This is a genomic window from Bradyrhizobium sp. KBS0727, from assembly GCF_005937885.2.
Classification (GTDB): domain Bacteria; phylum Pseudomonadota; class Alphaproteobacteria; order Rhizobiales; family Xanthobacteraceae; genus Bradyrhizobium.
Genome location: NZ_CP042176.1, coordinates 4,513,218 through 4,536,724 on the forward strand (window position 1 = coordinate 4,513,218; position 23,507 = coordinate 4,536,724).

Annotated in this window: 21 protein-coding genes; 11 read left to right on the forward strand and 10 right to left on the reverse strand. The window is 62.1% G+C overall.

Annotated elements, in window-relative coordinates; all coding sequences use genetic code 11:
- Positions 1–66: 66 nt before the first annotated feature.
- Positions 67–999, reverse strand: a complete 933-nt coding sequence (locus FFI89_RS21175) for a hypothetical protein (protein WP_138829582.1) — start codon at positions 997–999, stop codon at positions 67–69.
- Between the two features lie 292 nt (positions 1,000–1,291).
- Here FFI89_RS21175 and yidD point away from each other — a divergent pair, with 292 nt between their 5' ends.
- Together yidD and FFI89_RS34500 are read left to right on the forward strand one after the other, a co-directional pair.
- Entirely contained in the window at positions 1,292–1,582 is a 291-nt protein-coding gene (gene yidD, locus FFI89_RS21180; RefSeq protein WP_210249016.1) for a membrane protein insertion efficiency factor YidD, read from the forward strand.
- 80 nt (positions 1,583–1,662) lie between these two features.
- Positions 1,663–1,830, forward strand: coding sequence for a hypothetical protein (locus tag FFI89_RS34500; RefSeq protein ID WP_168212980.1), 168 nt, complete (start codon positions 1,663–1,665; stop codon positions 1,828–1,830).
- Between the two features lie 19 nt (positions 1,831–1,849).
- Here FFI89_RS34500 and FFI89_RS21185 read toward each other — a convergent pair whose 3' ends face one another.
- Positions 1,850–3,073, reverse strand: coding sequence for a hypothetical protein (locus FFI89_RS21185; protein WP_138829584.1), 1,224 nt, complete (start codon positions 3,071–3,073; stop codon positions 1,850–1,852).
- Positions 3,074–3,075: 2 nt separating this feature from the next.
- Positions 3,076–4,446 carry an APC family permease gene (locus FFI89_RS21190; protein ID WP_138835531.1) on the reverse strand — a complete coding sequence of 457 codons (1,371 nt, stop codon included), beginning with the start codon at positions 4,444–4,446 and terminating at the stop codon, positions 3,076–3,078.
- 322 nt (positions 4,447–4,768) lie between these two features.
- Here FFI89_RS21190 and FFI89_RS21195 point away from each other — a divergent pair, with 322 nt between their 5' ends.
- The 4 genes from FFI89_RS21195 to FFI89_RS21210 all read left to right on the forward strand — a co-directional run bounded on the left by FFI89_RS21195 (position 4,769) and on the right by FFI89_RS21210 (position 9,129).
- The gene (locus FFI89_RS21195; protein ID WP_138829585.1) at positions 4,769–6,055 is read left to right on the forward strand and encodes an alpha/beta hydrolase; all 1,287 of its coding nucleotides are present in this window, start codon (positions 4,769–4,771) and stop codon (positions 6,053–6,055) included.
- 250 nt (positions 6,056–6,305) lie between these two features.
- A complete protein-coding gene (locus FFI89_RS21200) occupies positions 6,306–6,575 on the forward strand; it encodes a hypothetical protein (RefSeq protein WP_246669213.1) in 270 nt (89 codons plus the stop codon).
- A 287-nt stretch (positions 6,576–6,862) separates the two neighbouring features.
- Entirely contained in the window at positions 6,863–8,908 is a 2,046-nt protein-coding gene (gene thrS, locus FFI89_RS21205; protein WP_138829587.1) for a threonine--tRNA ligase, read from the forward strand.
- The gene (locus FFI89_RS21210) at positions 8,908–9,129 is read left to right on the forward strand and encodes a hypothetical protein (protein WP_138829588.1); all 222 of its coding nucleotides are present in this window, start codon (positions 8,908–8,910) and stop codon (positions 9,127–9,129) included. Before thrS ends, FFI89_RS21210 begins: the two co-directional genes overlap by 1 nt.
- Positions 9,130–9,150: 21 nt before the next feature.
- Here the strand turns inward: FFI89_RS21210 and FFI89_RS21215 are convergent, their stop codons facing one another.
- A complete protein-coding gene (locus FFI89_RS21215) occupies positions 9,151–9,330 on the reverse strand; it encodes a hypothetical protein (RefSeq protein WP_246669214.1) in 180 nt (59 codons plus the stop codon).
- A 125-nt stretch (positions 9,331–9,455) separates the two neighbouring features.
- On the opposite strand from FFI89_RS21215, the gene FFI89_RS21220 reads away from it, so the two are divergent.
- Positions 9,456–10,019: a nitroreductase gene (locus FFI89_RS21220; protein WP_138829589.1), complete on the forward strand. Its 564-nt coding sequence runs from the start codon at positions 9,456–9,458 to the stop codon at positions 10,017–10,019.
- A 3-nt stretch (positions 10,020–10,022) separates the two neighbouring features.
- Here FFI89_RS21220 and FFI89_RS21225 read toward each other — a convergent pair whose 3' ends face one another.
- On the reverse strand, positions 10,023–12,500 hold the full coding sequence (locus FFI89_RS21225; protein ID WP_138835533.1) for a bifunctional diguanylate cyclase/phosphodiesterase: 2,478 nt from the start codon (positions 12,498–12,500) through the stop codon (positions 10,023–10,025).
- Between the two features lie 189 nt (positions 12,501–12,689).
- Positions 12,690–13,775: a hypothetical protein gene (locus FFI89_RS21230; RefSeq protein ID WP_138829590.1), complete on the reverse strand. Its 1,086-nt coding sequence runs from the start codon at positions 13,773–13,775 to the stop codon at positions 12,690–12,692.
- Between the two features lie 232 nt (positions 13,776–14,007).
- Here FFI89_RS21230 and FFI89_RS21235 point away from each other — a divergent pair, with 232 nt between their 5' ends.
- Positions 14,008–15,060, forward strand: a complete 1,053-nt coding sequence (locus FFI89_RS21235) for a patatin-like phospholipase family protein (RefSeq protein WP_168212981.1) — start codon at positions 14,008–14,010, stop codon at positions 15,058–15,060.
- 33 nt (positions 15,061–15,093) lie between these two features.
- Here FFI89_RS21235 and FFI89_RS21240 read toward each other — a convergent pair whose 3' ends face one another.
- Both FFI89_RS21240 and FFI89_RS21245 read right to left on the reverse strand, forming a co-directional pair.
- On the reverse strand, positions 15,094–15,522 hold the full coding sequence (locus FFI89_RS21240; RefSeq protein ID WP_138829592.1) for a CBS domain-containing protein: 429 nt from the start codon (positions 15,520–15,522) through the stop codon (positions 15,094–15,096).
- A gap of 190 nt (positions 15,523–15,712) precedes the next feature.
- Positions 15,713–16,510 carry a rhomboid family intramembrane serine protease gene (locus tag FFI89_RS21245; protein WP_138829593.1) on the reverse strand — a complete coding sequence of 266 codons (798 nt, stop codon included), beginning with the start codon at positions 16,508–16,510 and terminating at the stop codon, positions 15,713–15,715.
- 556 nt (positions 16,511–17,066) lie between these two features.
- Here FFI89_RS21245 and FFI89_RS21250 point away from each other — a divergent pair.
- The 3 genes from FFI89_RS21250 to FFI89_RS35230 all read left to right on the forward strand — a co-directional run bounded on the left by FFI89_RS21250 (position 17,067) and on the right by FFI89_RS35230 (position 20,747).
- The gene (locus FFI89_RS21250; RefSeq protein WP_138829594.1) at positions 17,067–17,621 is read left to right on the forward strand and encodes a PAS domain-containing protein; all 555 of its coding nucleotides are present in this window, start codon (positions 17,067–17,069) and stop codon (positions 17,619–17,621) included.
- A gap of 476 nt (positions 17,622–18,097) precedes the next feature.
- Positions 18,098–20,068 (forward strand): AAA family ATPase, encoded by a 1,971-nt coding sequence (locus FFI89_RS21255; protein WP_138829595.1) that lies wholly within the window; start codon positions 18,098–18,100, stop codon positions 20,066–20,068.
- 553 nt (positions 20,069–20,621) lie between these two features.
- Positions 20,622–20,747, forward strand: a complete 126-nt coding sequence (locus FFI89_RS35230) for a hypothetical protein (RefSeq protein WP_256379143.1) — start codon at positions 20,622–20,624, stop codon at positions 20,745–20,747.
- A 17-nt stretch (positions 20,748–20,764) separates the two neighbouring features.
- Here FFI89_RS35230 and poxB read toward each other — a convergent pair whose 3' ends face one another.
- Both poxB and FFI89_RS21270 read right to left on the reverse strand, forming a co-directional pair.
- Complete coding sequence (gene poxB / locus FFI89_RS21265; protein ID WP_138829596.1) at positions 20,765–22,501, reverse strand: ubiquinone-dependent pyruvate dehydrogenase; 1,737 nt, start codon at positions 22,499–22,501, stop codon at positions 20,765–20,767.
- A gap of 83 nt (positions 22,502–22,584) precedes the next feature.
- Positions 22,585–23,358, reverse strand: a complete 774-nt coding sequence (locus FFI89_RS21270; RefSeq protein ID WP_138829597.1) for an enoyl-CoA hydratase-related protein — start codon at positions 23,356–23,358, stop codon at positions 22,585–22,587.
- Between the last annotated feature and the right edge of the window lie 149 nt (positions 23,359–23,507).

Here is a 23,507-nt window from a genome sequence, read left to right on the forward strand (position 1 = left end):
ACCAACGCCACGGCGGACTGGATCATCCGCTTTCGCGGATGATGACGGTGTTTGCTGAGATGCGGCTTACTTCCCGGCCTGCGCCGGCGCGGTCGCAGCGCTGCCGGTCGGGACGACCGCCTCGGCCGTCTTGGTCGATTTCGCTGCTTGCGGCGACGCATCGCCTTCGACCGCGGAACTGACAAAGCGGTCCTGGGTTGGCTTGGACTTCAGCTCGCTGGGCTTCAGCTCGGCCACCGGGATCGACGCGCCGTCATGCGGCAGCACGTCGGCAACGGCATCGGTCGTCACGAGATTGGTCAGCCGCAACTCGGCCGCCGACAATTCGTGCAGGTCTTCCCATGGCGGCACGCTCAGCGCGAGCGACAACAGGTCGCCGCCGCCGCCCATATCAAAAGTGTATTTGGCGAGACGACCGATGTCCCGCTCCACGATCATCAGGTCCTGCGCCGTGTAGCTCGCCGCCTTGGCATCGTCGGCGCGATCGCCCATCCAGATCTGGTGGACGCGGACGTGGGCCGCCTCGGGCACGTAACGGGTCTTGCCCGACAACAGCAGGAACACGCACATCGACTCGCACCAGGCTTGCGGCACGATGCTGGGGCGTTCGCCCTGCGCGGTCTGGGTCCGCACCGTGGCGCCCACCGTCGTCATCGCGCCGAGGCCGCGGAAGCGCCGCCCGAGCGCGATGGAATCGTTGACCGAACCGCCACTGGAATCCAGCACGATGGTGGCGCCATGGAGTTGACGGTCGCGCGCGAATTCGTCGAATTCCTTGGGGCTGTCAGATGTGACGATGCCGACGGCCGAGACCCAGCCCCTGCAGTCGGGCTGGCATGCGACCCAGTTGAAGTGCATCGGCAATTTGCGTTCTTCGAGGGTGGTGCCGGCCAGCGCCGAATTGCCCAGCGTCGTGACCACGCCCGGCAATGCGAGACAGATGGCAGTGGCACCGAGAAGCGCCCAGCCGCGAATTCCTTGCGACCTCACAAACCTCAATTTGGTTCCTTCCCCCAAGCCCGGTACATGAGCAGCGGCAACGGTCCCAACGCTTCTTGATTCTGTCATCGAAGCGTTATCAAAACGGTAACCGTACTGACCTGCACCGTCCATACGACCTTTGCTGCAGCGCCGCTCGCGCCGTGCGATAAATGCAAACTGTGGCGCAAATATCTGCGCGGACCTGGTTCCATGCTTGGGAACCACCGGAAAACTACGTACATAGTTCAACATGTCGCCCGCAGATCATTCTTCGTCACCTCGCGAACGATGCACGGAATGTGCCAGCCCAATGCGGCGGCTGCCGCGCAACGCCGGGCGCGCGCTGATCTGGATCTACCGGCATACGCTGTCGCCGCTGGTCGGCTACAACTGCCGGCACCTGCCGACATGTTCGGTCTACGGCGACGAGGCGATCGAACGTTTCGGATTATGGGGCGGCGGCTGGATGACGCTGGCGCGGATATTGCGCTGCCAGCCATGGGGAACCTCGGGCATCGATAACGTGCCGCAGACGAGACCGCCGAACGCACGGTGGTATCTGCCATGGCGCTACGGACGCTGGCGCGGCGTCAACTCCTGAGCAATTCGCATTGCTGCCACGCATGGAACTTTAGGTTCCCGGTGCGCGTTGATTGGTTGCTCCGACCGGAGGAAACAATAATGCGCTGGAAAATCAGCCATCACGGTCACGACCCCAGGCAGATCGACCTGCTTGCGATCCTGGCCCTGCTCATCGTGATCGCCACTGCCTGGCATTACTTCGGCGAAAGAACCGAGCCGCACAATACAACAGGCTTCATCGTACCCAGCCAAAACGTGCGATGGTGATCGCAGCAAATCACCGGCATTAGCGGCCGAACCAGAAGAAGCCGTTCCGGGGTGGCGGTGGAACCGGCGCGGGCGGCCGCGGTTTCCGCGGGCGTGGCGGCGGTGGCGGCGGCGGTTCGGTCGACGAGGTCGCCTCGGGACCGGCGGTGCCGTCATCCGGTAGCTTGACCGACAGCAGCAAATTCGATTCGTGCGGCCGCCATCGATAACCGATGCCGAAATCAATCGGCTGGGCCCGTTCGAACAGCTCGGCGTAGGATTCCTGAAAACGCCCTGGGAATTCCTTGATCGGTCCGGCGTAACGGCCGAACGGGAAGAACCGCCATTTCTTCGAGCTGTAGTAGGTGAGCGGAATTCCGGAATCGTCCTGGATGATGGTTGAGCTGTTGGCGAGCATGAAGTTGCGCACCGTGGTGAAGTTGCCGGAATGCAGCAGATAAGACGCGCTCTTGATCAGGCTGTTGCCGGGCGCCAGCGTCGCGCAGAATTTCAGGAAGCCGCTCGCCTTCACGCCGGGATTGGAAAGATCGGTCGAGAAATAATACAGCGTCTTCTCGACGCCATCCGCCCCCTTGAAGGTGATCCGCGCACCGCGCACGGCGTTCGGTCCCGCGTTTTCGCTTCCGGAATGCGCTACGCCCTGATTGTCGAGCACGATCGGAGTGGCTTCCTTGATGGTCTTGCCCGAGCGCGCCAAAAACACATAGAGCACCGGCAAGGTACCGCTGATCTGGCCGGCGTGCAGATCGACCTTCATATGCTTGGTGATGAAGAAGCTGAAGTTCAGGATTGAACTCATCGAGTGTTCGACATTGGACAGTGCCGCACCGACTCCGCCGCGAGGCAATCTCGCCAGATCGGGTACCGAGCCCGGAGGCTCGAGCGCACTCAGCACGTAGGTCGTCGCCTTGGGGTAGAACGCATCGGCGTAGAGAAAATCCGGACCGGAGAACATGTAGAACATGGTCGGCCGCGGCGCCGCCAGATTGATGTCGGACCAGGCGCGAATTTTCGATATCTGGCGCTGCTCGAGCTGGGCGAAGGCGGAATCGAAGAACTTTGCGTGCCGCTGCCAGCCCGAATCCCTGGTCAATGGCATCAGCGGCGAGTCAGCCGACGGCATCATACCGGCGAGAAATTTTGCGGTGTCGTCCGCGGTCACGGTCTCGGCGGCCCGGACGGCGGATACGGCCGCGAACAAGACGGCGGCCACAAGCGTTGCAACCCTTACAAACGGCATCATGTTCATTCACGGCCCGGCACTGAAGTCACGGCATCACCTGCCCGCTGGCGGAAAACAGCGTAAATCAAAAGTCCGGAAAACATCATCAAAATGCCAAGGGCCGACTGCAGTGGTCGCTCCGTCAACAGATAGTACATCATGAAGCCGGTCATGAGCAGGAAAACCACTGGCGTAACCGGGTATCCCCAGGTGCGATAGGGCCGCGGCAGATCGGGCCGCGTAATCCGCAGCTTGATGACGCCGAGCACGGTGAAGAACGAACAGAACAGCAGCGCGAACTGGATGAAGTCGAGCACCGCCTCGAAGCTGCGCGTCAACAGCATCAGGCTCGCCACCACCAGCTGAAACAGGATGGCCAAGGCCGGCGCGCCGCCGGCCGACCTGCCGGCGAACAGCCGCAATACCGGAATGTCCTCGCCCATCGTCATCATCACGCGCGGCCCGATCCACATCATCGCGCTGATCGAGGAGATCAGCCCGAAGCAGATCATCGCGCCGACGATACGGCCGCCGAACTCGCCGAAGATGTGACTGCCTGAAATGCGGGCAACATCGAGTTGTCCCGCCAGTTCTCCGATCGGCGCGGTGTGCAGAAACACGGCGTTGAGCGCGATATACAGCACCATCACGATCAACGTCCCCGTGAGCATCGCGCGCGGCACGTTGCGCTCCGGCTGGCGCACCTCGCCGATGATGTAGGTCGCGGCGTTCCAGCCGGAGAATGAATACATCACGAAAACGAGACTGATCGCGAACGGCGCGCTGGCGATATACGTTAAATCGGACGAAGACGGCGCGAAGCTGACCGGCTGCGGCGTGCCGATCACAAATCCGCTCACCAGGAAGCCTACGATCAGCAACACCTTGAGGATGGTCGCGATCAACTGAAAGGTCGAGGAGTGCCGGACGCCGGTGAGCTGCACCAGCGACACCAGCCAGACCACGCCGATGGCAAGCGCCAGCGGCGGCGCGTTCGGAAATACCGATTTGCCGTATTCGCCGAACGCCATCGCGGCGAGCGCCACGGGCGCCGCGAAACCGACGGTGGCCGACACCCAGCCGGCCACAAAACCGAAGGCCGGGTGATAGGCCCGGCCGAGAAAATTGTATTCGCCGCTCGAGCGCGGAAACATCGCGCCAAGTTCGCTGTAGGAAAACACCCCGCATAGCGCGACCACGCCGCCGACGGTCCACAGCAACAGGATCGAAAAGCCGGAGGGAAGGTCCTTGACCTGAAAGCCGAGGCTGGTGAAGACGCCGACGCCGATCATGTCGGCGACGACGATCGCGATCGCTACCAGGACCGAAACGGTCGAGCCGCTTCCGGGGAGCGGTCCGGTCAAAGCCGCGCTTCCCGTCTCTGATGCCGCCATATCGGACCGTACCTTCAGTGCCGCACGCCTGAATCCCTTCATGGTGCAGGCTGGAGCCTCCCAATTCAAGCAGCGTTAACAATGATTTAAACCGCGCTCAGATTTAGGTGCCTGAATACCTTCTGCCACATTGCCGCCGCAGCCGGCGCGGTGCGGCTTTGCCAAAAGCGCGTGGCGGCCCACAATCGCGACACGATTTGGTGCTCTCCTTTTGGCTTCCGGATGTGGGGAGTTTTTCCGGAAGCTTAACGTCGCCTGAACACGTGCGAGCATACACCGGTCAACGGTGGATCACTTGGGTGGTTCTTGGGGCAAGGGGTGGATGGTCGGAGCCAATCCGAAATTCCAGAAGGTTGATCGTGCCGACCCGGTAACTTTCCCGGGCACGCGCCGTCATGCCCTGCCCGTTCGACGGCATTGGCTTGCGCTGGCCGCATTGTTTGTGCCGCTGTCTTTCGTTCTGGTTCAATGCGGCAAGGCGCCGAGCGCCGGAATGCTGGCGGCGAACACCCAAGGCACCGGCGACAGCTTCGAAGAACGGTTCCCCAAACCGCAATTCAACGACCGTTTCCCGACCGCGAGCGAAAGCCTGGTCCAGGTCCAGAAGCAGGTCGCGCTGGCGCCAGCCCCGCGAACGGTTCGCACCGAGCCGGTCCGGGTGGCGTCGCTGAACCCAATCCTGCCCCTTCCCAAGCCGACCGAGCGCGAAGAACTGACCACGCTGGTCAGCATGAAATCCTCCGCCTTCCCTTATTTCGGCAACAACCCGCGCTCCGATGCGCCGTTCCTCAATATCTCGAACGGTGAACGCAAGGGCCATCGCAGCTATGGCGGCCGGGTCTACTGGCAAAATGAGACCTACAACGACAGCCGCGTGCTGGTGCATGTCCCCGAGACGTTCGACGCCCGCAAGCCCGGCGTGATCGTGGTGTTCTTCCACGGCAACGGCGCGACGCTCGAACGCGACGTTCGCGACCGCCAACTGGTTCCGCAGCAGATTTCGGATTCAGGCGTCAACGCCGTGTTGCTCGCGCCGCAGCTCGCGGTAAACGCCGCGGATTCCAGCGCCGGCAAATTCTGGGAGCCCGGCGGCTTCAAACGCTTCATCGATGAATCGGCCAGTCACCTCGCCCGCCTCTACGGCGATCCGAAATCGGCGCAGACGTTCGCGAACATGCCGATCGTGATCGTCGGCTACAGCGGCGGTTTCCTGCCGACCGCCTGGAGCCTTGAGGTCGGCGGCATCCCCAACCGCGTCCGCGGCGTGTTCCTGCTCGATGCCGTCTATGGCGAACTGGACAAGTTCGCGTCGTGGATCGAGAAAAACCGCTCCGGCTTCTTCGTCAGTTCCTACACCCGTTACACCAAGCCACGTGACCGGGAACTGATCGAGATGCTGCGCGACAAGGGCATCACCGTCACCGAGAACATGGATGGGCCGCTGCGGCCCGGCAGCGTTGTGTTCGTGCAGACGCCCGCCGGCGTCACGCATCGCGATTACGTGACGCAAGCCTGGACGGAAAATCCGGTCAGAGAAGTTCTGGTGAAGATGGCCGAGTCACCGGCGTTCACCAGGATGGCCAGCGCGCCGTCGCCTGCGAACCGGTAATCGGCGCCGTCAGCGCTGTCACAATCGCCCTCACCTTCCCATCATACCGCTGAGGTCGCGCACGGATTCGCGCGAACAGGTTTCGTATGAAAATGTGGTGTTGACCGTCGCGTGATTTGTGTCACGCATTGTTCGGCGCACAGTCGCGCCAAAGGGTGCCGCTATTAGCGGGACACAACTTCCGGGGATGGATTTGCAGGAAGGCCTATACAAGGTTGAATTTCATACTGTTCATGGAACTGGCACCGGCGTGATTTACGCCATCAACGGCAAGCTCAGGGGCGGCAATTCGGCTTTCGCCTTCATCGGAAGCTACGTCGACAAGGCCGACGGCATTCAGGTCAGGGTGACGACGCAACGCCACAACGCCGATCAGGCGTTCAAGCCGCTGTTCGGAACCGACATGATCACACTGACGCTGAAGGGATCGGACAATGGCAACATGGTGGACTTCGAAGGCACCGCGCTGCAATTGCCCGGCGTCCACTTCAGGGCGATCCTGACGCGGATATCGGACTAGCGGCTCCGATAACGGTCTCGGGAAAGTCTTCTTCGGTTTGGTCGAGATCATCAGCGCCAGCGCGATAGACGCTGTTGCGACGTAACCGGTCGCGTGCAGAAAATCCCGCGCATACAGGTCGGGGACAGCGCTGCACGTAATATCCGACGCGTTCGGTCGCAGCTGTTCGACCCGATCAGGCGCGACTTTCTCGATTTTGCCCGATTGCAGGAGCCGAATCCCCTGCTATACCGGCTCGTTCCCGCTTACCTGCGCTCGTTCGCAGGAGTGAGCTCAAGGAGACCAAAATGCCTGACCAGAATACGCCTGCCCCGGGATTCCAGTATGGCCTTGCGAATTTGAAGCCGGCCGAACCCCAGATGAAAATCGCCGTCACCTTTCCCGATGGCGCCACCCGCGAATATCCCAAGGACATTACCGGACTGGAGATCGCCAAGGGCATCTCGCCGTCGCTCGCCAAGCGTACGGTGGCGATGGCGCTGGATGGCGTGGTCGCCGACCTCAACGATCCGGTTTCGCACGATGCCAAGATCGAGCTGATCAACCGCGACGATCCGCGCGCGCTGGAACTGATCCGGCATGATGCGGCGCATGTGCTGGCCGAAGCCGTGCAGGCGCTGTGGCCGGGCACCCAGGTCACGATCGGCCCGGTGATCGAGAACGGCTTCTACTACGACTTCTTCCGCAACGAGCCGTTCACGCCGGAAGACTTCGCCGCGATCGAAAAAAAGATGCGCGAGATCATCGCGCGCGACAAGCCGTTCACGAAAGAGGTCTGGTCGCGCGAGAAGACAAAACAGGTATTCCGCGACAAGGGCGAGGCCTTCAAGGTCGAGCTGGTCGACGCCATTCCCGGCGACGAGCCGATCAAGATCTATTTCCAGGGCGACTGGTTCGACCTGTGCCGCGGCCCGCATATGAGTTCGACCGGCAAGGTCGGCAACGCTTTCAAGCTGATGAAGGTCGCGGGCGCCTATTGGCGCGGCGACAGCAACAACCCGATGCTGACGCGCATCTACGGCACGGCGTTCGCCAAGCAGGAAGAACTCGACGCCTATCTGAAGCAGATCGAGGAAGCCGAGAAGCGCGACCACCGCCGGCTAGGCCGCGAGCTCGATCTGTTTCACTTCCAGGAAGAAGGCCCCGGCGTGGTGTTCTGGCACGCCAAGGGCTGGACCATCTTCCAGGCGCTGATCGCCTATATGCGGCGGCGCCTGACCGGCGATTACAGCGAGGTCAACGCGCCGCAGATCCTCGACAAGGTGCTGTGGGAGACCTCGGGCCACTGGGACTGGTACCGCGAGAACATGTTCGCGGCGCAATCGGCCGGCGACGAGGCCGAGGACAAGCGCTGGTTCGCGCTGAAGCCGATGAACTGTCCCGGCCACGTGCAGATCTTCAAGCACGGGCTGAAGAGCTATCGCGACCTGCCGTTGCGGCTGGCCGAATTCGGCGTCGTGCACCGCTATGAGCCGTCGGGCGCCATGCATGGCCTGATGCGCGTGCGCGGCTTCACGCAGGACGACGCGCATGTGTTCTGCACCGAAGCGCAGCTCGCCGAGGAATGCCTCAAGATCAACGACCTGATCATGTCGACCTATGCCGATTTCGGTTTCGAGGGCGAACTCACGGTCAAGCTGTCGACCCGGCCCGAGAAGCGCGTCGGCACCGACGAGATGTGGGACCACGCCGAGCGCGTGATGGCGACGGTGCTGCAGGAGATCAAGACGCAGGGCCACAACCGCATCAAGACCGAGATCAATCCCGGCGAAGGCGCGTTCTACGGCCCGAAGTTCGAATACGTGCTGCGCGACGCCATCGGCCGTGACTGGCAATGCGGCACCACGCAGGTCGACTTCAACCTGCCGGAGCGCTTCGGCGCGTTCTATATCGACGCCGACGGCTCCAAGAAGGCGCCGGTGATGGTGCATCGCGCGATCTGCGGCTCGATGGAACGCTTCATCGGCATCCTGATCGAACATTTCGCCGGCAACTTCCCGCTCTGGCTGGCGCCAGTGCAGGCCGTCGTTACCACCATCACCTCCGAAGGCGACGAATACGCCAAGGTGGTCGCCGCCGCCGCACGCCGCGCGGGCCTGCGCGTCGAACTCGACTTGCGCAACGAGAAGATCAACTACAAGGTCCGCGAGCATTCGCTGGCGAAGATCCCGGCGTTGCTCGTCGTCGGCAAGAAGGAAGCCGAGGCGCATTCGGTATCGATCCGTCGCCTCGGCAGCGAAGGGCAAACGGTCTTGCCGACCGCCGACGCGATTGCCGCGCTGGTCGAGGAAGCAACCCCGCCCGACGTGAAGCGGGCAAGGCTGGAGTCCTGATGGCCGAAGGCACGACCAAGGAAGAACAGGAACTGCCGGCCTATCCGATCCGGGCGTACCAGCTCATCCCGGATCCAAACCAGCCGGCAGTCGTGGCGCTGGCGATCGAGACCGATCAGGGCCACAGCCTGTTCCTGGCGACCAGGACTATCCTGGAAGACCTCGGCAAGGACCTGCTGGAGCGGGCGGCGAAGATGCCGCTGAAGTCGGACAGGACCTGACGCCGCCCGACATGAACGCAGCTAGGCTGGTTTAGACGATTTGCGAAGCGGATAATGCTTGCGCTCCCACGCTTCCACCAGTGTCACGAGCACATTGAGCCTTTTGCCGTCACGGGAGCCGCGCGAAGCACTCATCAATATCTCGACCTCCTTGAGCGCGCGGCGGTAGTCGCGATCTGATTTGATCGGTTCGGCATGCACGGCTGGTACCTCAAGCGTCCTGTGTCCAATCCACCCTATAATAATCGGTCTGAATTGGCTTCCATAAGCATCGGCACACCCCTATTTCCATGTTAGCCGTCCAAAATTAAACGAAAGAGACCTTCGTGCCCGACGCCCTTGAACTCCTGAAACTCCGCCGCTCGGTAAAGCCCCGCGAAATGAGCGGCCCCGGCCCCTCTGCGAGCGAACTCGACACCATCCTGACCATCGGCGCGCGGGTGCCGGATCACGGCAAGCTGACGCCCTGGCGCTTCATCGTGTTCGAGGGCGACGCCCGTGCCCGTGCCGGCGACGTCATTGCCCGGGTATTTGCCAAGAAGAATCCCGCCGCCCCCGCGGCCGAGATCGAGATCGAGAAACGCCGGTTGATGGACGCGCCGCTGGTGATCGCGGTGGTGAGCTTCACCAGGCCGCACCCCAAGGTGCCGGCATGGGAGCAGGAACTGTCGGCCGGCGCCAGCGCGATGAACATCGTCACCGCGGCAGCCGCGCTCGGCTACGGCGCCAGCTGGCTCACCGGCTGGTTCGCGTTCGACCGCGACGTGCTGGATGGCCTCGGACTGAAGCCGGACGAAAAGCTCGCCGGCTTCATCCATATCGGCACCCCGTCGAAGGCCGCCGAAGACCGCCCTCGCCCGGCGCTGTCGGATATCGTGACGCGGTTCTGATCCTCACGCCGCCTTCGAGGCGCGCGATTTGAAGCCTGCCAACAGGGCCGCGATTTCGGCGGCCGGCCTTGCCGCGCTGAACAGAAAGCCCTGCACCTCGTTGCAGCCTTCGGCACGCAGCCAGTCGAGCTGGTCGGTGGTTTCGACCCCTTCGGCTGTGGTGGTGATGTTCAGGCTGCGGCCGAGGCCGGAGATCGCGCGCACGATCGCGACGCAATCCTCGCGCTCAGCCAGATCCTTGACGAACGAGCGGTCGATCTTGATCTTGTCGAACGGAAAACTGCGCAGGTAGCTCAGGCTGGAATAGCCGGTGCCGAAATCGTCCATCGAGATGCTGACGCCGAGTTCTCGGAGCTGATGCAGGATCGCGAGATTGGCTTCGGTCTCGGCGAGGAACACCGATTCGGTGATTTCGAGCTCGAGCCGCCGCGGCGATAATCCGGAACGCCCCAGCGCCGAGATCACCACCTGAACCAGGTTGCGGCTGCGGAACTGCACCGGCGACAGGTTGACCGCGACCTTGACGTCCTTCGGCCAGTTCATCGCTTCCGTACAGGCCTCGCGCAGCACCCATTCGCCGAGTTGAACGATCAATCCGATGTCCTCGGCGACCGGAATGAATTCGGCCGGCGACACCATGCCCTTTTCGGGATTGCGCCAGCGCAGCAGCGATTCAAACCCGCTGATCCGGTTGGCGGCGATATCCACCAGCGGCTGGTAATGCAGTTCGAACTCGCCATTGGCGAAGGCCCGGCGCAGGTCGCGTTCCATGTCGCGGCGCTTCTGCGCCTGCCGGTCCATCTCGCGTTCGAAGAAACGGTGGACGCCGCCGCCGTCCGATTTGGCCCGATAGAGCGCCATGTCGGCGTTGCGCATCAGTTCCTCGCTGGTGGCGCCGTCGCCAGGCGACAGCGCGATGCCGATGCTGGCGCCGACGACGACCTCGAGACCATCGAGGTCATAACGCGCGCTCAACGCGACGATCAGCCGGTCGGCAAAATCGCTGACTTCGTTCGGCGAGACGTCCGAGGTCAGCACGATGGCGAATTCGTCGCCGCCAAGGCGGGCGACGAGGTTGTCGCCGCGCACCTCGGATCTCAGCCGCTCGGCCACCGCCTTCAGCAGGCGGTCGCCCATGGGATGACCGAAGGAATCGTTGACGTTCTTGAACAGGTCGAGATCGACGCACATCACCGCGACGCGTCGGCTGCTCGGGTTGCCGCGGTCCAGCGCCTGGCGAAGCCGGTCCTGATAGTATTCCCGGTTCGGCAGATTGGTCAGGCCGTCATGGTGAGCCATGTGGGCGATGCGGGCCTCGGCCTTGCGGCGCTCGGTGATATCGACCACGGCCACCAGATAGCCGTCGCGGCCGTCGAAGGCGACCCGCCGCCCGAATGTCAGCACATGGATCTCGCTGCCATCGGCCTTGAGATGCCGCCAGTCGTGGCTCGAATTGTAGACGTCGCCGACCTGCTGCAACGCCTGGCTATGGGTTGCCCACTCGTCTTCCGGCCAGATCTGGCGAAGCTGCATGCCGAGAAAGGTTTCGCGGCTGTAGCCGTAATGCTGCACGGCGGCGTCGTTGACGCTCAGGAACTGCGTGGTTTCAGCGTCGAATACCCACATCGGCATCGGATTGTTATCGAACAGGAGACGGAACGAAACCTCGCTGCGTTTCAGCGCCGTGACGTCCGAGACCGTCAGCGACAGCATGTCGCCGAATGCCGTCACACCCAACCGGAGACAACGATCGGCGCGGTCGATTTCGATCTGACCGCCATTGCCGTCGCGAATGATGTCGCGCAATCGCTGGATCACCTCCGGCGCGCACAAGAGGTTTCCACCGGCGCCGAGCCGGTGCCAGAGCAGCGCGGTCGATGGCTGCCGCAGCAGCCGGGCCGCGCCCTGGTTGAGATGGACGATCTGGAAATCGCACGGCTGCCCGCCGGCATCGCGGATCGCCGCCAGCGACAGCACGCCGTCGTCGGTTGCGGAGAAAATCGTGTCGAGCAGATTGTACTGGCTATCGCGCTCGTTGACATAAGCGCCGATCAGCGTGCCGCCCCAGCGCGACGACGTCGGCAGCGCCAGTACGTCGTAGGTCCGCACCAGTCCGTCGCGCACGCAATGCGCCGACGCCAGATAGGGACGGCCGTTGGCAAGCGCACTCGATGCCGCTTCGCCGAGCGCAGTCGCACAATCCGGCGGCAGCGCGGTCAGCGGAATATCCCAGCGCTCGTCGCTGAGCCATTGCTGGATGTAGCGGCCGGTGTGGGAGACGGCGAGTACGCCACGGTTGTCCCTGAGCAGAACGATGTGATCTGCGAGCCGGCCCAGACTGCCGAGCATAACGTCTTCATAGCGTGGCAGCGTATCGCCCGGACGCAACGCCGCCTGCCATTTGCGCTGCAGGATCGCGACATCGCCAAACACATCGTTGTTGGATTTCTCAGCCCCTGACGACTTCTTCGCCACCACCATGACCTGCCCCGCTACGCCAACGCTCAACACGTGGCATCCAATGCAGCCGGGTTTAAAGCCGTGTAAAAATTGCGGAGGCGGTACGCCGATATGGCGATTATGACAGTTTAAAGTCGCGCGATGGTTAGTGCGAATTAGCGACTATGACAGTGGTGAAAATGATTTTCCGGCACAGCCGGATGCAACGAATTAGCGCGCGACGACTTCGACCTCGCCATCGACGCCGTTGACGACGTTGAAGGGGCGCTCGAACACCTTGCCTTCGTTCTTGGCGATGGCGCGGTATTCGCCCTCGGACAGCACCACGCGCGGAAACGCGCCGATCGATTCCTTGATCACGTCGCCGCCCGGCGTAATCACCGACCATGCGGTGTTGGCGAGCGCCTCGCCGCCCTTGTCGCTGACGAGCTTGAGCGTGATGACGGCGGCGCGGTGGGTCACGATCACGTCGGTCAGCTTGCCGGCCTGGACGCGGATGTCGGAGCGCACCACCGAATTGGCGTCGCCATAGTTGGAGATGATGTAGTAGGTGCCCTCCGGCAGCAGCGCGACGTCGCCGGCGGAAACGTTGGGTACCAGCGCGCCGCGCTCGGACGTCTCGAACTGGCTGCCCTTGTAGATCGCGAACGAAATCTGGTTCTGCGGAATCTTTGAAGTGCCGACGCGGCCTTCGATACGCAGGCCGCCGGCCGGCAGCACGAAGGACTCGCGGTCGGTTTCGGATTTCAAACTCACGGCGCGGACCGCGCTGACGAGGCCGAGGGCGACGTGGACGACGTAATTGCCCGGCGGCAGCACGATGTTCGGGGTCGCGCCGCGATCCTCGCGGATCAGCTTGAAGGTGCCGGTATCGTCGGGCTTGTCCGAGAACACCCGCCACACCAGCCCGTTATTGATGACCGGCAGATCCTTGCCGTAGCGCGCCGTCAGCGACAGCACCGCCTGGCCTGCGGTCGAGGCGCCTTGCGGCGGCGTGGACGGCGGCACCGTGGCGATCGACGGCGGCACGATGGTGGGCTGGGTCAGTGGCCCGGGAAGGCTCGGCGGAATCGATGCCGGGCCGGAGGGCGGCGCCAGATTCAAGGCGGGGGCGCCTGGGGCGTCCGGAATCGCGCTTGGCGGAACCGGCGGCGGCCGATCCGAGAACATCTGGGCCGAGGCCGGGACCGGAAGCAACGAAATCAGCCCGAGCGCAAGCGTAACCGCAAGCGCGAGCACCGGGAAAGACCGCCCGGCCCACCCGTATCCACTGATCCCGTTACCCCTCGAAGTCATCAGGCATGCTTTTCACTGAAAACGCGGCAAATTCAAGCCTCCAGCATTGCCACCGAGCCCGGCCCGTGGAGGAACCCGTGGGAACACCCGATGTTAACCCGGCGGTCGTGGTCCAGTCACAATCGCTGCCTAGGCCGCTTTCGCTGGGCATAAACCATGCATGGCGAATGCTGCAGGCGATTCTGGCAGGGCCGCGCCGCGGCGAATATCTTCAGGGCGCAGGAGAGTTTTAGTGTTGGATAATTGGATGGGGCGCGGCCAAAAGGGCTCCGACGGCCGCGACAAGGTAGGGCTAGGCACGGTCCGTCGGCCGGTGATCGGCTTGGCACTGGGCGGCGGTGCGGCCCGCGGCTTCGCCCATATCGGCATCATCAAGACGCTGGCCGCGCATGGCATCGTTCCCAATGTCGTGGTGGGGACCTCCATGGGCGGGGTTGTCGGTGGCGCCTACGCGTCCGGACATCTCGACAGGCTGGAGGAATGGGCCCGCGGTCTGCAGCGGCGAAATATCCTCGCCTACCTCGATATCCGCCTCAACGGCTCCGGCCTGATCGGCGGCGCCAAACTCGCCGCCGAGATCGAAAGCACGCTGGGCCAGAGCCTGATCGAGGATCTGCCGGTGAAGTTTGCCACCGTCGCGACGGAGGTTCGTACTGGCCACGAGATCTGGCTGACCCATGGCCGCATGGTGGATGCGATGCGCGCCTCCTACGCGTTGCCCGGAATATTTTCGCCGGTCCTGATCGGCGACCGCTGGCTGGTCGACGGCGCGCTGGTCAATCCGGTGCCGGTATCGGCGGCGCGCGCGCTCGGCGCGGAGATCGTGATCGCCGCCAATCTCTCCAGCGACGTCTTTACCCATTCCACGACGATCTATTCGCATGGGGCCGCGGCCGACCCCTCGGTACCGGTCACAGCGGAGACGGTTCCCGAGCCGCCGAAACGCGGGCTCGGCAAATTCTTCTCCGCCGAGCGCACCATGAAACGCGAATTCTTTGGCGGTGATGGACGGCCCGGCATCTCCACCGTCATGGTCGACGCCTTCAACATCATGCAGGACCGCATCACCCGCGCGCGTCTGGCCGGCGATCCGCCGGATCTGTTGATTTCGCCCCGGGTCGGGCAGATCGGTTTGTTCGATTTTCACCGCGCCGGCGACTTGATCGCGCACGGCGCGCGCGCAGCCGAACGCGCGATCGACTCGATCCAGGAGGCCATCGAAATCCTGGCTCCCTCGGCGGCGGGGAAAGGCACGACCGCCGGCAAGGCGACGGAGCAGGAATAGCGCCAGCTTCTTGTTTTGACGCGTTCGAACGCCTCAGGCCGTCTTGATGTAATCGCGGAGCGCTTCCTGCTCGGCCTCATATTCGTGGAGACGGCGCTTGACGATGTCGCCGATTGAAATCAGGCCGACCACCTTACCGTCCTCGACGACGGGCAGATGCCTGAACTTGCCGAGCGTCATCATTTCCATGATGCCGCTCACCGTGTCCGCCTGCCGGCAACTGACGACCTTGCGCGTCATGACGTTGCTGACGGGCTCATCGAGCACCCTGGCGCCGCGCTCACCGAGCACGCGCACGATGTCGCGCTCCGACAGGATGCCCTCAAGGCGCCCCTGGTTCATCACCAGCACCGCGCCGATCTTGCGTTCGCCCAGCAACTTGATTGCCGCCGACAGCTTGACCTCCGGCTCCACGCTCAGGATCTGATGGCCCTTGGCGTCGAGAATTGCTCGTACCGTCATTGTCGTCTCCCTGAATCCTTTCGCGCCCCACGAGGGGCCCGACATGTTCGCGAGTCTTCAATCAACAGTTTCGCGCCGGATAGGTTTCAGGCGCGGTCCACAAGCAGGCTGTCTTGCCTGGCGGCAGCCGTTGGCTTGTGTTGCGACTTGCAAGATGATGGATGAAATCGCCGTGCGCTGCAAGCGGCGATCAGACGCGGCCTGATCCGTCCGGCGACGACGCATCCGCAGCATGTGCCGCCGCCCGCGGCACCGGATCAAACAGCGAGAACAACATCAGCCCGGCAAGAAATCCGCCGATATGCGCCTGCCAGGCGACGCTGGCGCCATCGGCGCCAATCGCTATCGAACCGACGCCAAAGATGATGTTGACGCCGAACCAGACGCCGAGAAATCCGAGCACGCGCCCGTTGCGCAGTGCATCGGCCAGCGACAACGCGGGAACCCGTGCGGCAGCTGCCGCGTCGCCCCGGCTGAACGAAAGGAAACTGCCCTGCACGAAGGCAAACCGGATCGCCGCCGCCATGGTGCCGGATACCGATGCCGAGGCGCCGATCATCGGCGCAATCGCGTGCTCATGGGTGAGCAGATGCGCCAGCGCGCCGGCTGCCGCCGTCACCGCCATGAACACGAAGAACCTGACAGCGCCGAACCGGCGCGCCAGCGCACTGCCGAACGGCAGCAGCCACAGCACGTTGAACCCGATATGGCTGAGATTGGCGTGCAGCAGCGAGTAGGTGACGAAGGTCCAGACCTTGGCGCCGGCGCCGCCGGGAAAGGTGATGTCGAGCAGCGTGGAATCGTAGCGCTTCGGGATGAAGCCGAAGACGTCGATGGTCCAGTTTTCCGCCTCGGGCGGCAGCAGCACCCGCAAATGAATGAGCGCGATCAGCGCGACATAGGCCGTCAGCGCAGCCGGCAGCGTCAGGACCGGCTCGCGCGGCGTATCCGGCGGCAGTTCCAGGTGGGATTCGTGCGGGGAGTCCAAGGGTCCGGGACCTTACGACGCGGTTTTGGGGCGTTATCAGTCCAGATAGGCGGCTTTGCCCGCCCTGTGCAAGTGCACAAAACCGGGAACGCGATGAAGTTCAGGAGTCCCGGTTTGCGGCGCACCATCAAGAAGCGCTGCCCGCTTCCCGGACACCGAAAGGGCGCGTTTCCGGCAGAAAAAGAAAAAGGGAGAGCGCTGAGAACGCTCTCCCTTGTCTTGTCGGTCTTTTCGCGCCCCGGAGCCGGGATTACATCCCCACCCCTCCCCGCGCGACGACCAAACTTGTTCAACGCCACCTGTGTACCAACCGCGCCGGTTACCTGGATAATCCGGCGCTGCCTGATGTGTTCCACCCTACGCAGGCCGCGGCGCGATCGCCAACCTCGTAGTTAATTTAACGTTAACGCCGCAAAGCCGTGCCCAAGTCGGCCAAAACGCGTCGGCGGCATGGACGCTGCAAAGCAGGTCCTGCACAACAACCAAGGGAAAGCGCGTGCACGAAAGTGGGACATATCTGTCCCGCCAAAGGCAGGCGCAGAGGCAAGGCCTTACAATGAAACATCCATCGAGCCGCGGTTTCTTCGCCTATTGGGACGCGAAACGCGGCGACGCGCGCGCACCGGACCGCATCGACATCGAACCCGGCGCGGTGCGCGAACTGCTCGGCGACATCTTCGTCCTGTCCTGTGACAACGAGGCCGGGTACCCGTTCCGCGTTGCCGGAACCCGCATCAACGCCCTGCTCGGCCGCGATCTCAAGAATGTCAGCCTCCCGGCGCTGTTCGCACCCGACGCTCGCCGCGAAATCGAGGACCTCATCAGCTACGTCACCGAGGAGATGCTGGCCGCAATCGCCGGCATCACCGCGACGACGCAAGACGGCCGCACCGCGCATCTGGAATTGCTGCTGCTGCCGTTCAACCACCGGGCGCACGCACCGGTCAGCCTGACCGGCTCGCTGGCGCCGTTCGAAGACAATCTGGGCGCGCTTCGCGATTTCAGGATGACGTCGTGGCGTTATCTGCACCGCCCGGAGCGGCTGGTGCCCCGCGCGTTGCGTAAGCTCGCGATCGCGCGCGGCTTCATGGTGTATGAGGGCCTGCGCTAGCCGGCGGCCAAGACGGCGGCGCGGGCTATCACGTTTCAAACAATGAAGCACCACATGGCTCCGCGTTCTCGCGGCGCGATGCGCCCGAGCTGGATTGGGATCGTTTCGCCCCTAAAAGATAGAGGGCGCAGGGAAGACCGGGTGCGCGCCGCACCCGCGGTCTCGTGTGCGATAGTTGCAACAAGATGGTGCACACGAGCATACAGGTTTGGCGGAGGCATCCGGCCTTCCCTGCGCAAGGGAGACTATGGATGTAAAAAATGAAAATAAATCAATGCGATACCGACGCCGTGTCCGTGTTTGTGTCCCGATCCGCTGCGGACCCTGTCACCTGATAAATTTTATAATTTTCTAGCCTTCACGCCTCGATCATTGCGGCGGTGCCTGTGAATAGTCGGGACGACGGTCCCAATCCCCGTATTACTACCCTGCATTGTGCCACGGTGGACACCGTGATTCGCAGGGGAGTGTATTGAATGAAGTTAATTGAGGCTCACGTCACGAATTTCCGGTCAGCCGAAGATTCCGAACCCTTTTCGCTCGAAAACATCACCTGTTTGGTCGGCAAAAACGAAGCCGGTAAGAGTGCTATCCTACTCGCGCTCGCCGCGCTTAATCCGCACCCGAGCACGCCGGTCGTGTTCGACAGAGAACGGGATTATCCCCGCCGTCACCTCACTGCATACTCGCAAAGACACAAGGGCGAAGAAGCCGTAGCGATCCAGACAAAGTGGAAGCTGGCAGATGAGGAGATCGGGGACGTGCGCCAAGTCCTCGGCGATAAGGCGCTCAAGTCGCCGGTGATTGAGATTAGCCGTCGATACAATTCGGACCCCGAATGGAAATTCGAAATCGACACCAAACGGGCTGTTGCACACCTGCTCAATGATCGCGGCTTTAATCAGGAACAACTTGCCGGACTGAAGGGAGCAGAAGATATTGCCGATCTTGCCGCAAAGATTGGGACTATTCCCGAGCTGACCGAAAATCAGACCGCTCTTCTGAACTGGCTTAAACCACACGCGTCATTCCACACGCTGGTGTACTCGGTCCTAAAACCGTACTTCCCGAAATTCATGTACTTCTCGAATTATGACCGCATGGATGGCGCTGTCCGTCTGGACCACTTGAAAACGTGGAAGAGCAACGGTGAAATTCTGAAAGAGGAAAACAGCGGCGCGCGCCTGTTCATGGAATTTCTGGAGTATGCCGGAGTTTCCCTCGATGAGATCCTGACCATCGGCACATACGAGACATTCACCGCTAAACTGCAGGCTGCTTCGAACAACATCACCGACCAGATACTCGAGTTCTGGACGCAAAATCCTGACCTATCAGTGATCGTAACAATTGACCCGGCACGGCCGCAGGACAAGCCACCACTGAACGAAAACATCATTGGGCGCGCGCGTATCTACAATGCGCTGCATCGCGTAGACACGCCCTTTTCCGAGCGTAGCGCCGGATTCGTCTGGTTCTTCTCATTTCTAGTGAAGTTCGCGCAGGTGAAAGATGACGCAACACCTGTGGTGCTCCTGCTCGATGAACCGGGTTTGACGCTGCACGGTAAGGCACAGGGTGATCTGCTTCGGTACTTTGAGGACAAGTTGGCCCCGTTCCATCAAATCGCTTATTCGACCCATTCGCCGTTCATGGTCGCGCCGGACAAGCTGACTTCCGCGCGCGTGGTTGAAGACCAAGTGGAGCTGAAAGGCACACGGCGCATGCCACTTGGAACCAAGGTTCGCGAAGATATTCTGACGCGCGACCCCGATACGCTGTTTCCCCTACAGGGAGCCTTGGGTTACGAGATCACCCAGTCGCTCTTCATCGGCAAACACACGCTTCTAGTCGAGGGCGCGTCGGATATCCTTTACTTGCAAGCTCTCTCCTCCGCGCTCCAGGCACGCAAGCGTACCGGACTCGATCCTAAGTGGACGATGTGTCCTACCGGCGGCATCGGGAATGTTCGTGCCTTCGTCTCGCTGTTCGGCGGTAACAAGCTCGATATTGCTGTCCTCGCGGACCAGACGAAACAAGACACCAAGAAAATAGAAGAACTCCGCAAGAGCGAAATATTGCGGGCTGGCAAGGTTTTCACCATCGCCGACTTTACTGGCAAGACTGAATCCGACATCGAAGATTTGTTCGAAATCGGCTTGTTCGCGGAGATCGTGAACGAGGCATACGGACTGCCTGCAAAGCACCGACTTACGGGTCCGATCCTAGACGAAGCCGACACTAATACGGTGCGGCTCGTAAAAAAAGCTGAGGCGGCGTTTAAGGTTCTCCCCGAACCCTTGCCAACGTTCGACCACTTCACCGCCTCGGCTTGGTTGATCCTTAACTTGCCCACGCTTGACGCAATGACACAGCCAGTGAACGAATCGTTGGACCGTGCTGAGAAGCTTTTTGAGGCGGTAAATGCGGCAATCCAGACAGATTAGGGGGCAGGATGAGTGACACCGCACCGCTGCATTCGTTGCAGCTCGTAGGATGGGTTGAGCTCCTCGCGAAACCCATCTTTCTTGCATCGACGAAAGCGATGGGTTTCGCTACGCTCAACCCATCCTACGGGCTGTCACCGTAACGCAATTTTTAGACAACAAGACAACCCCTTCCGGGTGCCGAGATAAAGAACCAAGCAATGCTTCCCAAAATATATAGCGATTTCAGTAATAAAGATGAACTCCATAGAGTTCGGTTGAATCTTGCGCGTTCAAAAACTGACATCGAGAACTCGAAAGAGAAAATAGCCTCAGGTGCTCACGTGCTTCTGTATGTAGAAGGCGAGTTTGAAGTGGAAGCTGTATTGGATTTTGATGCAAAACATAATTCATGGGTCGCCTCTCCAATATACAGCACAATTGTGTATCGGGATAGTTGACCTCCGTTGTCGTCAGCACGGGCGCAATAGTCCGAATTGCGGTCAAAATGTTGGACTGCCCCCTTGAATGAGACACGATAATTTCAGTGACAGGCTCATTTCGAGGATGACCTGTGGCAGCAAAAGCAAAGAGCCGTCAGTATCAGGCGGCGTACAAATTGAAGGCGATCAAGGGCGCTGAAGGCGGCGAAGGCGTTTTGCCTGTAGCTCGCGATCACGCGCGGCTTCATGGTGTATGAGGGGCTGCGCTAGCGCTTCACCGGGGCAGCAGGTTGGTCTTTGCCAGATCGAGAACCTCGTCGCCGCGCCCGCTCATCACGGCGCGGAGCACCCACAGGCTGAAGCCCTTGACCTGCTCCACCGTGATGGTCGGCGGCATCGACAATTCCTGCGTCGCGGTCACGACGTCGAGCACGGCGGGACCGTCATGGGCCAGCACGTCGCGGATCGCGCCCGGCAGATCGCCGGGGTCCTCGACCCGCACCGCATGAATGCCCATGGCGCGGGCCATCGCCGCGAAATCGGGATTCTGCAGATCGACGCCGGTTTCGATGAAACCGGCAGCCTTCATCTCCAGCGCCACGAACCCGAGCACGCCGTTGTTGAAGATCACCACCTTCACCGGCAGCTTCATCTGCGTCAGCGTGATCAGGTCCCCCATCAGCATGGCAAACCCGCCATCGCCCGACATCGAGACCACCTGCCGCCCCTTCTGCGAGGCCTGAACGCCGATCGCATGCGCCATCGCATTGGCCATCGAGCCGTGGACCCAGGAGCCGATGAGGCGCCGGCGCCCGTTCATTTTCAGATAGCGCGCGGCCCAGATCGTGGGCGTGCCGACGTCGGCGGTGAATACAGCGTCTTCCGACGTCTGCTCGCTCAACAGACGCGCCAGATATTGCGGGTGAATCGGCTTCTGACCGGGCGTGCCGCGGGCGAGTTCGTCCAGTCCGGCGCGCGCTTTCCTGTAATGGGTCAGGCTGTCGTCGAGATGCTTGCGGTCGCGCTTCGTCGTCAGCTTCGACAGCAGCGCACCGATGGTGGCGGCGACATCGCCGACGATGCCGAGGTCGAGTTTGCAGCGGCGACCGAGATTTTCGGGGCGGATGTCGACCTGCGCGATCTTGGCGTCCGTCGGGAAGAACTGCTTGTAGGGAAAATCCGTGCCCAGCATCAGCAATACGTCGCAGGCATGCATCGCGGCATAGCCGGACGAGAAGCCGATGAACCCGGTCATGCCGACATCGTAGGGATTGTCGAACTCGACATATTCCTTGCCGCCGAGCGAATGCACGATCGGGCTCTTGAGCGTCTCGGCAAGCTTCATCAGGACGTCATGGGCACCGGCGCAGCCGCGCCCGCAGAACAACGTGACACGCCTGGCGCCATTCAGGAGTTCGGCCGACGCCGTCAATTCGGTTTCCGTCGGCCGAACGATGGGCGCGACCGGCAACAGACCGGCGTTCGGCGAGATGCCGCGTTTTGGCGCCGGCCGCAATGCGACGTCGCCGGGAAGCACGATAACGGCAACACCGCGCCGGCCGACCGCGGCACGAATGGCGTTTTCAAGAACGTAGGGAAGCTGTGCGGTGTCGGAAATCAGTTCGCAGTAATGACTGCACTCCCGAAACAAATCCTGCGGATGCGTCTCCTGAAAATAGCCGCCGCCGATCTCGCCGGACGGAATCTGCGCCGCGATCGCCAGCACCGGCGTGCGACTGCGGTGCGCATCGAACAGGCCGTTGATGAGATGGAGATTGCCGGGACCGCATGACCCCGCACATACCGCAAGCTCGCCCGTGATCTGTGCTTCAGCCGCCGCAGCGAAGGCCGCGACCTCCTCATGCCGGACGTGAATCCATGCGATGGCTTTGCGTTTGCGCAGCGCGTCGGTCAGGCCGTTGAGGCTGTCGCCGACGACGCCGAAGATGCGCTTGACGCCAGCCTGGGCGAGCGTCTCGGCAATGAGGTCCGCGACATTGTCGATCCGCATGGCGCCTGCCCTTTCGATAATTTCCCGGCAGGCGCATGATGTTCATAGCGATGCGATCGTGCAAGTAACGAAGTCGAGCGCGTTCAGCGTCCGCTGAACTGCGCCGCGCGCTTCTCGAGAAACGCATTGCGCCCCTCGACCGCATCGGCACTGGTGCGAATTTCCGCCTGCGTCTCGATTTCGCGCCGGAACTGCTCGGCGTAGGTGGCATGTTCGCTCTCGTCGAGCAGGCGACGTGTCGCCACCAGCGCACGCGTCGGGCCGTTCGCAAGCCTGCGCGCCAGCGCCAGCGCGCCTTCCAGAAGCGCTGTATCGTCGAAGACCTCGCGGACCAGTCCCCATTCCCGGGCAAGCTCCGCCGACAGCGGTTCGTTGCTCAGCATCAGTTCAAGCGCACGCTGCCGGCCGACGAGGCGCGGCAACAGCCAGGTCGAACCGAGATCGGGGACCAGCGCAATCCGGCTGAACACCTGAATGAAGCTCGCCGAACGCGCCGCGACGATCATGTCGCCGGCCATCGCAAGGCTGAACCCGCCGCCTGCCGCCACGCCATTGACGGCCACCACGATCGGCACACGGCATTCGCGCAGCGCTTTGAATGTCGGCCAGTAGTAACGCATCACGCCCGCGACGATGTCGTCGCCCAGGATCTGCGCCGCCTTGAGATTTTGGCCCGAGCAAAAGCCCCGACCGGCGCCGGTCAGCACCAGCGCCCGCACCGTCGGATCGTCAGTCATCTCGCCAATGGCGATCGCAAGATCCCCCAGGAGATCCGGCGTCATCGCGTTCAGCGTCGCCGGCTCATCCAATGTCAGTACGCCAACGGTATCATGGCGCTCCCGCTTCACTCCCGGCATCTCGTTCCTCCGCCCTCTGGCATTTTCTCTGGGCCGGCCCGGCCGGGCGCAGCAATAACCCTAATGGTACCGAAACAACGCACCGATGAACAATCGCCTTGCGCGGACTTGACCAAAATCGCCGTTCCCAGAGATACTTGGACCTATTG